7 protein-coding genes are annotated in these 12,699 nt (G+C 74.0%); 1 reads left to right on the top strand and 6 read right to left on the bottom strand.

Features of this window, described 5'->3' with window-relative positions:
• Positions 1-182: 182 nt before the first annotated feature.
• From AB0L74_RS31455 to AB0L74_RS31435, 5 genes are all read right to left on the bottom strand, one after another.
• Positions 183-1,757, bottom strand: a complete 1,575-nt coding sequence (locus AB0L74_RS31455; protein ID WP_365660012.1) for a long-chain-fatty-acid--CoA ligase — start codon at positions 1,755-1,757, stop codon at positions 183-185.
• Positions 1,758-1,873: 116 nt separating this feature from the next.
• Entirely contained in the window at positions 1,874-7,735 is a 5,862-nt protein-coding gene (locus AB0L74_RS31450) for an SDR family NAD(P)-dependent oxidoreductase (RefSeq protein WP_365659940.1), read from the bottom strand.
• Between the two features lie 29 nt (positions 7,736-7,764).
• Positions 7,765-8,088: an acyl carrier protein gene (locus AB0L74_RS31445; protein ID WP_365659937.1), complete on the bottom strand. Its 324-nt coding sequence runs from the start codon at positions 8,086-8,088 to the stop codon at positions 7,765-7,767.
• Positions 8,089-8,278: 190 nt separating this feature from the next.
• Positions 8,279-9,745: an MFS transporter gene (locus AB0L74_RS31440; RefSeq protein ID WP_365659934.1), complete on the bottom strand. Its 1,467-nt coding sequence runs from the start codon at positions 9,743-9,745 to the stop codon at positions 8,279-8,281.
• Between the two features lie 121 nt (positions 9,746-9,866).
• Positions 9,867-10,238: a nuclear transport factor 2 family protein gene (locus AB0L74_RS31435; protein ID WP_365659931.1), complete on the bottom strand. Its 372-nt coding sequence runs from the start codon at positions 10,236-10,238 to the stop codon at positions 9,867-9,869.
• A 329-nt stretch (positions 10,239-10,567) separates the two neighbouring features.
• On the opposite strand from AB0L74_RS31435, the gene AB0L74_RS31430 reads away from it, so the two are divergent.
• Positions 10,568-11,368 carry an AfsR/SARP family transcriptional regulator gene (locus tag AB0L74_RS31430; RefSeq protein ID WP_365659928.1) on the top strand — a complete coding sequence of 267 codons (801 nt, stop codon included), beginning with the start codon at positions 10,568-10,570 and terminating at the stop codon, positions 11,366-11,368.
• 44 nt (positions 11,369-11,412) lie between these two features.
• Here the strand turns inward: AB0L74_RS31430 and serS are convergent, their stop codons facing one another.
• A complete protein-coding gene (gene serS, locus AB0L74_RS31425) occupies positions 11,413-12,690 on the bottom strand; it encodes a serine--tRNA ligase (protein WP_365659925.1) in 1,278 nt (425 codons plus the stop codon).
• Positions 12,691-12,699 lie beyond the last annotated feature (9 nt).

Genomic DNA, 12,699 nt, shown 5'->3' with positions numbered 1-12,699 from the left:
CCGTTCGAGGTTTTGTGTCTTCTTCGGTAGGGGGATGAGCGCGGGCACACCGTGCCGCGCGGCCGGCCGGGTGCGGGCCGGTGCGGGCCGGTGCGCGGCCAGGGCCGCCGGGCCCGCACCCGGCCGCCGGGCCGCCGGGCCGCCGGGGTATCGGGGTGTGGGGTGTGCGGGGCGGGTGTGGTTCAGGCGGATGCCGTCTGGTGCCCTTCGCTCAGCTGCCGGCGCACCGAGCGGCGCAGGATCTTGCCGGAGGGGTTGCGCGGCAGTGTCTCCAGCACGTGGTAGCGGATGGGGATCTTGTAGTCGGCGAGCCGTCCGCGCAGGAACAGCAGCAGTTCGCGCGGGCGGGCGCTGGCGCCGGGGCGCAGCACCACCGCGGCGTGCACCGCCTCGCCCCAGGGGCCGTCGGGGACGCCGACCACGGCCGCGTCCGCGACCGCCGGGTGCTCGCTGAGCTGTTTTTCCACCTCGGCGGGGTAGATGTTCTGCCCGGCCACGATGATCGTGTCGTTGATCCGGTCGCACAGGAACAGGTAGCCGTCCTCGTCCAGGTAGCCGGCGTCGCCCATGTGCAGCCAGCCGTCCACCAGGGTCTGGGCGGTGGCCTCGGGCCGCTTCCAGTAGCCGATCATGTGGGCCGGGGTGCGGATGCAGATCTGGCCGATCTCGCCCGGGCCCAGCTCGTTGCCGTCCCGGTCGATCACCTTGATCTCGTTGCCGGGGCAGGGTTTCCCGGCGGCTTGCAGCAGCGGGCTGCCCGGGGTGTGCGCGGACGGCGGCAGGCACACCGCGACGCTGCCCGCCTCGGTGCTGGCGTAGATCTGGGCGAGCCGGCAGCCGAACATCTCCAGACAGCGCAGCAGCAGCCCCTCGGAGATCGGCGCCGCCCCGTAGGCGATCTTGCGCAGGGAGGCGAAGGTGCGCGGGGTGACGCCGCGTTCGTCCAGCATCATCTGCAGCATCGTCGGCGCCACGAAGGTGATGGTGACGCCGTACCGGCTCATCAGGGCCACCGCCTCCGACGCCGTGTACATCGGCATCACCACATGGGTGGCGCCCACGCAGAAGCCGTGCAGGAACCAGCCGATGCCCGCGATGCCGAAGCCGGGCAGCGAGACCAGGCTGACGTCGTCCTCGCGCCAGTCGATCCACTCGTCCGGGTCCGCGCCGCCGGCGCGGACCGCCTCGGGCAGCGTGAAGAACGTGCGGTGGGCGATGACGACGCCTTTGGGCAGGCCGGTGGTGCCGCTGGTGTAGATCTGCAGGACCGCGTCGTCGGGGCCCGTGCCCGGGTCGGTGTCGGTGTGCGGGGCCTGCGCGTACCACCGGCGCAGGCCCGCCCCGCGGTCCCGCGTGCCGTCCGGGCCGGTGCCGTCCAGGCGTACCACGGTGTGCAGCGACGGCAGCGCGCCGCCCGCCATGGCCTGCCGTGCGGTGGGCTCGAACTCCTCGTCGACGAAGAGGAGCGCGGCTTCGGAGTCGCGCAGGATGTGCTCGACCTCCACCGCGGTCAGCCGCCAGTTGACGGGCACGATCACCGCGCCGGCCTTGGCGCACGCCAGGATGGTGAGGTAGTAGTGCTCCGACTCGCGGCCCAGGTAGGCCACCCGGGTGCCGCGGCCGACGCCCGCGGCGAGCAGGGCGTGTGCCGCCTGGTTGCTGTCGTGGTGCAGCCGCGCATAGCTGGTGCGGCGGTCCTCGCAGATCAGCGCCGTGTGGCCGGGACGCTGCGCGGCGTTGCGGGCGCAGGCCGCCATCAGAGTCCGGCCGGTGCCGTGGCGGGGGGCAGGGCCCGCGGAGCGGGCGGGGCGGTGGGTGTCGTGGTTCATCTCGTGGCTCACGCTGCCTTCTGCGCGGCGGTGGGGATCAGGTGTCATCCGGCGTCCTGGGACAGCCGGCTGTCGACGAATGCGGTGATCTTGCTGATCGAGGGGTGGTCGAAGGTGAGCGAGGCCGGCAGGTTCAGGCCGAAGTCCGACTCCAGGGCGGACTTCACCTCCATCCCCATCACCGAGTCCAGGCCCAGGCCGACGAAGTCGGCGGCGGGCTCGACCTCGTCGGCCGACGCGAACTGGAGCACGGCGGCGACCCGTTCGCCGACCGTCCGGCCGATCAGCTTCAGCCGCTCGGGCCGGGGCCTGGCCAGCAGATCGGCCAGGTCCGCCCCCGTGCCGGCCGCGGCGCTGTCCTGCCGGCCGGCGACCCGCTCGAACAGGGCGTTGGCCAGCGGCAGCCGGCTGACGAACTGCGGCCAGTCGAAGACGTTCACCACCCGCTGCGCCGCGGGCCGCTCCCACAGCCGGTGCAGGGCGCGCAGGCCCCACGCGGGGGAGAACAGGCGGACGCCGCTGCGTTCGATCTCCCTGATGTAGGAGGCGTCCAGGCGGGCCGAGACCCCGACCCGCGCCCACGAGCCCCAGTTGACGGACAGGGCGGGAAGCTGCAGGCCGCGCCGGAAGTGCGCCAGGCCGTCCAGGAAGGAGAAGGCCGCCGCGTAGTGCGCCTGGCCCACTCCGCCCCTGGCGCCGGCGACCGGGGCGATGGAGGAGTACACCGTGAAGAAGTCCAGCTCGGGGAAGGAGGCGGCGGCCTCGTGCAGCAGCCAGCCGCCGTACACCTTGGGCGCCATCTGCTCCTCGATGGCCGGCCAGTCCAGGGCGGAGATCAGCTCGCTGCCGATGGCGCCGGCCGCGTGCACGATGCCGCCCACCGGATGGGGCAGGGCGTGCAGCTCGGCGACGAGCCGCTCCACCTCCGCCGGGCTGCCCATGTCGGCCCGCAGCACCGACACCTGGGCCCGCCCGGCCAGTTCGGCCAGGATGCCGGCGGCCTCCCCGGCGGGGCGTCCGCTGCGGCTGACCAGGGCCAGCCGCCGCGCCCCCAGCTCCACCAGCTTGGCGGCGGTGACCAGGCCCAGGCCGCCCAGGCCGCCGGTGATCACATAGGTGCGGTCGGCCCGGACCCGGAAGGAGCCCTCGGCCGCCGCGCCGGGTGCCGGCGCGCCGCCGTCGTCTCCGGCCCGGCCGGAGCCGACCGCGACGACCACCGGGCCGGGCTGGTCGGGCAGTACCCGCAGCGCCTCGTCGACCTCGTCGATCCCGTACACCCCGGCCTCGCGTGCCTGCCGCCCGTCCGCGCCGGCGGCGGCCGCGGCCGCCGCGGCGGGCCGTGTACCGGCGTCCAGCGGGGTCAGCGCGGACGACGGCACGGTCACCGAGGAGCCCAGCACCAGGCCCGGGTGGCGGACACCGACGCGGGTGCCGACGGCGACGGACGCCCGCGCTCCGGCCGCCACGACGACGCCCGCGCAGCCGGTCACGGTCACCGCCGCCGGGGCCGCGGGCTCCTCGCCCGGGACGGGGCCGTCGCCGGGGCCGGGGAGGTCCTGTCCGGTCAGGGCCGCGGCCTCCACCCGCACCCGCACCTCCTCGCCCTGGGGGGCCCGCTCCCCGGCGGCCACCACCTGGGGCGCGGCACCGGCGGCGGCGTGCACCTCGAAGCCGCCGGGCCAGGCCGGGGTGCCGTCTGCGGGCAGCAGCCTGCGCACATGGCGCCGGCCCGCCCGGTAGGCGATCTGGTACTCGCCGGGTTCGGGCGCGTGCCACTCGGCCAGCAGCGCCGCGGCGGCGCCGTCCCCGTCACCGTCGACGTCGACGCAGGTCGCCTTCAGCCGGGGATGCTCGTTGAGCAGGACGTGCCCGAACCCCCACAGGGCGCCGGCCGCGATCTGCTCCTGGCCGTCGGCCCGGTCGCCGGGCAGCCACTGGGCGCGTTCGGTGACCAGCCACACCCGCGGGGTGCGCCGCGGATCGGCCAGGCCCGGCGCGGCCAGCGCCCGCAGCAGCGCGCGGAAGTTGTGCTCCAGTTCGCCACGCAGCCGGGCGTAGGACATCGGCCCGGGCGCGGGCTGCCAGAACCAGGCGACGTCGGTGACGGAGGCATCGGCCAGCGCCTCGTGCAGCGCCTGGCCGTCCGGTGCCAGGGAAAGACGCACCTGCCCCGTGCCGTCGGCGTCGAACAGCTCCGGGCGGCCCGTCAGCGCGCGCAGCGCGGCCGGCGCGGCCGCACCGGCGCCGCCGTCGGTGCCGGCCAGCAGCACATGGCGCCGCCCGGCGGGCGGTCCGGGGGGCAGGGCGCGGCGCAGCCAGTCGATCCGGTGGACGAAGTGCGGCCCGCCCTCCGGCCCTGCGGGCGGGGACAGCACCGCGCCGAGCACCTCGGCGACCGGCTCGCCGTCCTCCTCCAGCAGCAGGTCGCACACCCGGTCCGGTCCCTGGGGGCGGACGCGGGCCACCAGGCGCAGCCGCTGCCCGCGCGGCTTCTTGAACAGCCGCAGGCGGCGCGCCGAGCGCAGCACCCGCACCGGGCCGTCGTCCTCCAGGGCGACGGCGCCGATCAGCGCGCTCTCCAGCAGCGCGGCCGGAAGCTGCTCCACCACGGCCGCCTCCCCGCCGGCCAGCTCGCCGGTCACCACCGCGCCGGCGTGGCGCACCACGCTCGCCAGACGCGGCGGCCTGTCACCGAAACCGCGGCCGACGGCGGCCAGGTCGGCGGCGACATCCTCGCCGTCCGCCCGCGCCACCGGAGCGGGCGGCCCGTCCGCCCAGGCGCGCGGCCCGCCGTCACCGCCTTCCTCCGCGGGCGCGATCCGGGCGCGTACGAACGTCCGCACCCCGCCGTCGTCCTCACCGCCGCCCACGGTGCCCGTCACCTCGACGTCCGCGGCGCCCCGGCCCGTCCGGCACAGCCGCGTGGTCAGCCGCACCGCCTGCTCGCCGGTGAACACCAGCGGCTCGGGCAGCTGAAGGTCCTCCACGGCGCCGCGGGTGTGCCCGAACACCGCGTCCTGCGCGGCCAGCAGCACATCGGCCCAGGCGGCGGGCGGCAGGCAGGGCTGCCCGCCGATGCGGTGCCCGGCCGACTCGCCCAGCTCCGCCGGGGTGAACTCGGCGGTGAACTCCCACACCTCCCGCGGCACGTCACCGCTGGTGGTGCGCTGCCCCAGCAGCACGTGGCGGGCGGGCCCGCCCGCGCCGCCCGCACGCGTCCTGGAGACCGGCAGCCAGTACGGCTTGCGCTGGAAGGCGTAGGTGGGCAGCTGCTGCCTGGCCGGGCGGGCACCGGCGTGGTAGGCGGCCCAGTCCACGGTGAGCCCGGCGCTGTAGAAGTCGGCCAGCGCGCGCAGCGTCGCCCGGCCGCCGGTGTCCTGCCGGCGCAGGCTGGCCAGCCACAGATGGTCCTCGGCGCTCACGCAGCTCTTGCCCAGGGCGCACAGCATCGCCGAGGGCCCCATCTCCACGAACGCGTGCCGCCCGCGCTTGGCCACCGTGCGCATACCGGCCAGGAACCGCACCGGTTCGCCGATGTGCCGCACCCAGTACTCCGCGCTGGCGATCTCCCGCATCCGCGCCACCTTGCCGGTGACGTTGGACACCAGCGAGATCGTCGGCTCGCGGAAGGTGATCCCTTCCAGGGCGGTGCGGAACTCGTCGAACACCTCGGCCATCAGCGGCGAGTGGAAGGCGTGCGACACCGACAGCGGCGTGACGCGGATGCCCTCGCCGGCCAGGCGGGCGCCGGCCTCGGCCAGCGGCCCGCTCGCACCGGAGATCACACAGCTGCCGGGCCCGTTGACGGCCGCCACGGCCAGCTCCGGATGCCCGGCCAGCAGCGGCTCCACCTGTTCGGCGGCGGCCGCGACCGAGGCCATGCCGCCCTCGGCGCGCACGGACTGCATCAGCCGGGCGCGGGCGGCCACCAGCCGCACCGCGTCGGGCAGCGAGAACAGCCCGGCCACCGTGGCGGCCACCACCTCGCCGATGCTGTGCCCGATCAGCACGTTGGGCTTGACGCCCCACGCCATCCACTGCCGGGCCAGGGCGTACTCCAGGGTGAACAGCGCCGACTGGGTGAACAGCGTCTGGTCGATCACCTCCGGGTCCCCGGCGGTGCCCAGCAGCAGCTCCCGCACCGAACGCCCCAGATGCGGGGCGAACAGCCGGTCGCACTCGTCGACGATCTCGCGGAACAGAGCGAACTGCCGGTAGGGGGCCGCGCCCATGCCCGCGTACTGCGCGCCCTGCCCGGTGAACATGAAGGCGACCTTGCGGATCCCGGAGGGCTCGGCGCCCGCGCCCGGCTGCCGGGCCGCCTCCAGCACCTCGATCAGCTCCTCGCGGCCGGTGACCGGGGCGGCGATCCGGTACGGGAAGTGGGCCCGGCCCACATTGGCCGTGTAGGACAGGGCGGCCACGTCCGCGGCGGGATGTCCGGCGACGAACGCGAGGTAGCGCTCGGCCTGTTCCCGCAGCGCGGCGGCGCTCTTGGCGGACAGGGTGAACACCGGGGCCGCGCCGGCCCCCCGCCCCCCGCCCCCGCTCCCGTCTTCGCTCCCGCTGTCGGCGGGGGCCTGCTCCAGGACGACCGCGCTGATGGTGCCCGCGAAGCCGAAACTGTTGACCGCGGCCCGGCGCACCGGCGCCCGCCACGGCTCGCACGCGGTGGGGATCCGCACCGGATACACCTCCCAGGGGATGCGCGGGGAGGGCGTGGAGAAGTTCAGGTGCGGGAAGATCGTCGCCGACCGGATCTGCAGCAGCGCCTTGATGACGCCGACCAGCCCGGACGCCGGCTCCATGTGGCCCAGGTTCGTCTTCACCGACCCCACGATCAGCGGGTCGTCCTGGGTGTGCGTGTCGGCGAACACGTTGCTGATGGCGCCGATCTCGATCGGGTCGCCCAGCGGGGTGCCGGTGCCGTGCGCCTCCACGTACTGGATGTCGCCCGAGCCCAGACCGGCGTCGGCCAGCGCCAGCCGCAGCACCCGCTCCTGGGCCGGCCCGTTGGGCACGGTCAGCCCCGCGCTGTCACCGTCCTGGCCCACCGCGGTGCCGCGGATCACGGCCAGCACCTCGTCGCCGTCCCGCCGGGCGTCGGCGAGCCGCTTGAGCACCACCACGGCGCAGCCCTCGGCGCGCGCGTAGCCGTCCGCCGACTCGTCGAAGGTCTTGCACTGCCCGTCGGCCGCCAGCATCCGGGCGTTGGAGAACATCACCGGGATCCGCGGATGGTGCAGGGCGTTGACCCCGCCGCCCAGGGCGATGTCGCACTCCCCGCGCCGCAGCGCCGTCACCGCCATGTGCAGCGCGGCCAGGGAGGAGGAGCAGGCGGTGTCGACGCTGATGCTCGGGCCGCGCCAGCCCAGGAAGTACGACAGCCGCCCCGCCAGCGGGAACAGGGTGATCCCGGACGCCAGATGGCCGTCGAGCTCCTCATAGGGCAGCGCGTCCAGCTCCAGGGCGTAGTCGACGGAGCTGGCGCCGATGTAGACACCGCCGTTGCCGCGCCGCAGCCCGGTGGGGTCGATGTTGGCGTGCTCCAGGGCCTGCCACGCGGTTTCCAGGAGCAGGCGCTGCTGCGGGTCGATGTACTGCGCTTCCTTGGGCGAGATGTTGAAAAAGCCCGCGTCGAACAGGTCGATCCGGTCCAGGTAACCGCCGGCCGTGGCCCGGATCTTGCCCTTGTCGTCCTCGCCGCGGGCGGTGAACGCCTCGACGTCCCAGCGGTCCTCGGGCAGCGGCCCGATACCGGAGCGGCCGGCCCGCAGGAACTCCTCGAACTCCTCCAGGCAGGTGCTGCCGCCGGGGAAACGCAGGCCCACCCCCACGATCGCGACCGGCTCGCTGTGCTGCCCGGCCGGGGCCGGGGTGGTGACGTGACTGCTCTCGCGCGACATGTCCGCGGCTCCTTCTGTCCGGTGATCGGTTACTGGGCGGTCAGGTCCGCGGCGGGGGCACCGGCGAGCAGATCGGTCAGATACCAGACCAGTTGCTCGACGGTCGGCTCGTTGAACAGCACGTTGGTGTTGATGGACAGATCCAGCAGCTCCTCCAGCTGCTGCTTGAGCCGGGTCAGCCGCAGCGAGGTCAGCCCCAGGTCGAAATAGCTGACCTGCAACGGCAGTTCCTCGTCGGCCTCCATCAGCAGAGCGTCCTTGAACAGCTCCTCGACGAGGGCCTCCATCTCTTCCCTGATCTCGTGCGCGGGCAGCTCACGCAGCCGTTCCATGGTGGTGTTCGTGTCAGGCATGTCCATAACCGATCCGGAGTACGGGGCCGGCGGTGGCGCACCGGCGTACGGGCGACCACCCAAGCACCGGCGGCTGACACGCCGCTGACCCGCCACTGGCCCGCCCCGGAAAACGCCGGACGGCCGGACCGGCGTGGTGCGCCGGTCCGGCCGTTTCCCAACTCCCCGCGGCCCGCGGGAAGAAGCCGCCCTACCTCCCCAGCCGCTCGCCGCGCGCGCGCATGAACCGCACGATCACACTGGAGGCCAGGCAGAACGCCACCAGCGGAATCAGCCCCACGCCGAAGGCGTGCGGATAGTCCTCCGGCGCCGCCTCGCCCAGCGCCGGGAAGAACACCGTCCCCACCACCGCCACACCGATGGCGACCGCACCCTCCTGCACGGTGTTGGCCGCACCGGAGGCCGCGGCGGCGTGCTCGCCGTCGACGCCCGCCAGCACCGCACCGGTCAGCGGACCGGTGGTCATGCCCATCCCGACCCCGGCGACGATCAGCGGCGCCAGCAGCCACAGGATGCTCCCGTCGGTGCCCAGCCACCGTGCCGTCAGCCCCACCAGCACATAACCGGCCGCCAGCATCAGCGGTCCCGCCCCGTACAGGCGGTGGCCCAGCCGCTCGGCCAGCCGGGCCGACAGCAGCGACGAACCGAAGTACCCGCCGCCCAGGGTCAGGAACACCAGCCCCGCCTCGGCCGGCGACAGACCCCGGCCCTGCTGCAGATACAGCGCCAGCAGGAAGAAGAACGACCCCATCGCCAGGAAGTACGTCAGCATGGCGGCCAGCCCCACCGAGAACCTGCGGCTGCGGAACAGCTCCAGATCGATCAGCGGGCTGAGCCCCTTGCGGGTACGGCGCCGCTGATGGGCGACGAAACCGGCACCCAGCGGCACCGCGGCCGCCAGCAGCAGCCAGCTCCACAGCGGCCAGTCCCGCTCCTGGCCCTCGATCAGCGCCAGCACGACGGCCGCCAGGGCCACCGTCGCCAGCACCACACCGGCCAGGTCCAGCCGCCCGCCCCGCGCGCCGCGGGACTCGGGGATCAGACGCGGCGTCAGCACCAGCGCCACCACACCGACCGGCAGATTGATCAGGAAGATGGTCCGCCAGTCCAGCCCGGCCACGTCCACCGAGATCAGGGCACCGCCGATGACCTGCCCGAACACACCGGCCAGACCGACCACCAGACCGTAGACGACGAAGGCACGGGCCCGCGCCGCCCCGGTGTAGACGACCCCGAGGATGCCCAGCACCTGAGGAACCATCAGCGCCGCGGCCGCGCCCTGCAACACCCGGTACACGATCAGCGCGTCGGCGTCCTGCGCCACGGCGCACAGCCCGGACGCCAGGGTGAACCCCAGCATCCCCAGCGAGAACATACGCCGCCTGCCGTACAGGTCGCCCAGCCGCCCACCGGTGATCATGCCCGCGGTGAACGCCACCCCGTAGCCGACGACGACCAGCTGCGACTGGGCGTGGCTGGCACCCAGATCGGCCTGGATGGCGGGTACGGCGACGTTGGTGATGAAGTAGTCGAGAACGGTGATGAAGGTGCCCACCATCACGATGGCCAGCGCCCCCCAGCCAGGACCGCGCGCACCGTTCGGTAAAGATGTCACCTCTTCCTCGAGCCTGGTGCTGGACTCGGCGTCCGTCGTCATCGTGGTGCTCCTTGTGGGGGATGGTCGGCTGCTGTGCTGTGTCGTCGCGCACGGACGGAAACGGGCAGACCCCCTTCGCACGCGGGGGTCCGCCCGGTCATACCCGTGCCGCCGGCTGTCCTCAGGCGCCGGCGGGCACCTTGTCCAGGAAGCCGTAGACGCCCTTGATCTTCCCGGCGCCGTCGGTCACCACGACATCGAAACCGATGACGACGTTCTCGCCGCCGCCGGCGGGCACCAGCTCCCACTGGAAGCGGGCGATGTGGTGGTTGGCGTCGACCTCACCGAGAACCTTGAACTCGAAGCCCTTGAACTGCTCACGGGCACCCGCGATCACGGCCCCGATACCGTCGTGCCCCTGCACGTCGGCCAGCGGGTCGGTGTACGTGGCGTCCGCGGTGAACAGGTCGGAGATCGCGGCGGCACGCTTGCCCTCGTCCGACTCGTTCCACACGGCGATGTAACGGCCGGCCACTTCGGTCAGGTCACTCACGCGTACTCCTCCATCACTCGCGATTACGTACCGTCGCCGTCCGGTCGCGTGAAGCTGCGGGCGGCAACACCAACCACTGTGACAGAGCCGCATCGAGGAGCACTCGAGAGCGACTTGAGCCCCGCCGGGCACCCCCTCCCACCGCCCGGGGCCCGCCCGCGGACCCCGGGGCGGCCGCACCCCCGCGACAGCCCGTCCCCCTGCGCTCCCATGGCGTATTTCGAGCGGCGCTCAAGGCGCCGGTGCCAGGTTCAACCCCGGACAACACACTCCGTACCGCCCCGCCGGATCCGACACCCCCGGGGGCGACAGGCAGGGAGGAGCAGTCAGTGAAGTTCAAGGTTCTCGGCTCTGTCGGAGTCGAGGTGGACGGGCGCTTCCACAGCATCCGGGGCGGCCACCAGCGCGTGCTGCTCGCCGTGCTGCTCGTCAACGGCGGCAAACTCGTCCCGGCCGAGGAGCTCTACACCGAACTGTGGGGCGACCAGCCGCCGGTGACCGTCGAGAACGCCCTCCAGGCCCACGTCTCCCGGCTGCGCCGCACCCTGCACGAGTGGGGGGACGGCGCCTGCGCGCTGATCAGCCGCTCCACCGGCTACAGCCTGGAATTCGCCGCCGGGGACCTCGACATGAACGTCTTCCGGCACGGTGTCGCCCAGGCCCGCGCGGCCATGGCCCTGGACCCGGCCCGGGCGGCCGGACTGCTGTTCGACGCCATGGGCCTGTGGCGCGGTGCCCCGCTGCAAGACGTCGCCGGCGGACTGATCTGCCAGTCGGTGGCCGTGCAGCTGGCCGAGGAACACCTGGCCGCCACGGAGGACAAGCTCTGGCTCGACCTGGAACGCGAGGTGCCCTCCGCCATAGGGGAGCTGAAGCGGATGAGCATCGTGCATCCCTGGCGGGAACGGGTCACCGAGATGCTCATGCTGGCGCTGTACCGCTGCGGACGGCAGGCCGAGGCGATCGAGACCTATCACGCGGCCCGCGGCCGGATGGTCGCCGAGCTGGGCACCGAGCCGTCCCCGCAGCTCAGGGAGCGTTTCTTGGAGATACTCAACCAGTCACCGGCATGCGCCGGCACCGCCCCGGGCCGCAACACCCGGCCCGCGCTCGCCCCGGAGCTGGTGTGAGCCGCGCGGGCCCCGCCCGCCCGGCCCGCCCGGGCGGCTGACGCTCAGTCGGTGGTGCCGTCCGGCCTGATCCGCGAGAACCCCGCATACGGCCGAAGAGCCGCCGGCACCTCGACCGACCCGTCCGGCCGCTGGCCCTGCTCCAGCAGCGCGGCCAGGGTCCGCCCGATCGGCAGCGCCGAGCCGTTCAGCGTCGCGGCCGCCTCCTTGCCCCCGCCCGGCGTGCGCACCCGGATGCCCGCCCGGCGGGCCTGGAAGGTCCCGCAGTCCGAGACGGAGGAGATCTCCCGGAACGCGCCGCTGCCCGGCAGCCACACCTCGATGTCGTACGTCATCCTGGCCGAGAAACCCAGGTCGCCGGCCGGGAGCAGCACCACCCGGTACGACAGCTCCAGACGGCGCAGGCACTCCTCGGCGTGCCCGACCATCAGCTCCAGCTGCTTGGGCGCGTCCCTGGCCGCGCAGACGCGCACCAGCTCCACCTTCTCGAACTGGTGCAGGCGCAGGATGCCCCGGGTGTCCCGGCCGTAACTGCCCGCCTCCGCACGGAAACAGGGGGTGCGGGAGGTGAAGGCGAGCGGCAGGTCGGCGGCCGCCAGCACCTCGCCGGCGACGAGATTGGTCAGCGGCACCTCCGCGGTCGGCACCAGGAACAGCTCCCGCTCCCCGACCCGGGTGGCGAACAAGTCCTCCTCGAACTTGGGCAGCTGACCGGTGCCCGTCATCGTCGCCCGGTTCACCAGGAACGGCACCGCGTGCTCGAGATAGCCGTGCTCCCGGGTGTGCAGATCGAGGAAGAAGTCGCCCAGCGCCCGCTCCAGCCGGGCCCCGGGCCCGCGGGCCACGGTGAACCGGGCCCCGGAGAGCCGGGCGGCGCGGGAGCTGTCGAGGATGTTCAGCGCCTCGCCCAGGTCGGCGTGGTGGCGGGCCCCCGCACCCCCGGACACCGGCGGCCCGCCCCGCCGGATCTCGACCGCCTCCCGGTCGCTGTGCCCGTCCGGCACCTCATCGAGGGGCAGGTTGGGGATCGTCAGCAGCAGCTCGGTCAGCTCCGCCTCGGCCCGCTGCGCGGCGGCCTCCGCCTGCTGCACCCGCTCCCGCAGCAGCCGCGCCCGCCGGCGCGCCTCGTCGTCCGGGCGGGCTCCGCCGTGCCCGCGCGCGGCCGTCTTCAGCTCGGCCCGCAGAGCGGACACCCTCTCCGCGGCGGCGCCGCGGCGCCGGTGCGCGGTCTCCAGCGCGTCCGCGTCGAGCGCGTAGCGGCGCCGGGCCAGGCGCCGCACCGCCTCGGGCCCCAGGTCCACAAGCTCACGTACGTCGTGCATGGGAACTCT

Source organism: Streptomyces sp. NPDC052020 (assembly GCF_040680575.1).
Classification (GTDB): domain Bacteria; phylum Actinomycetota; class Actinomycetes; order Streptomycetales; family Streptomycetaceae; genus Streptomyces.
This window is presented reverse-complemented; position numbering and strand designations above follow the sequence as displayed.

Excerpts from the sequence above, each read along its gene's own strand:
- AB0L74_RS31455 (WP_365660012.1), bottom strand. The coding sequence starts at position 1,757 with ATGGCGGCCTGCGCCCGCAACGCCGCGCAGCGTCCCGGCCACACGGCG.
- AB0L74_RS31450 (WP_365659940.1), bottom strand. The coding sequence starts at position 7,735 with ATGTCGCGCGAGAGCAGTCACGTCACCACCCCGGCCCCGGCCGGGCAG.
- AB0L74_RS31445 (WP_365659937.1), bottom strand. The coding sequence starts at position 8,088 with ATGCCTGACACGAACACCACCATGGAACGGCTGCGTGAGCTGCCCGCG.
- AB0L74_RS31440 (WP_365659934.1), bottom strand. The coding sequence starts at position 9,745 with ATGACGACGGACGCCGAGTCCAGCACCAGGCTCGAGGAAGAGGTGACA.
- serS (WP_365659925.1), bottom strand. The coding sequence starts at position 12,690 with ATGCACGACGTACGTGAGCTTGTGGACCTGGGGCCCGAGGCGGTGCGG.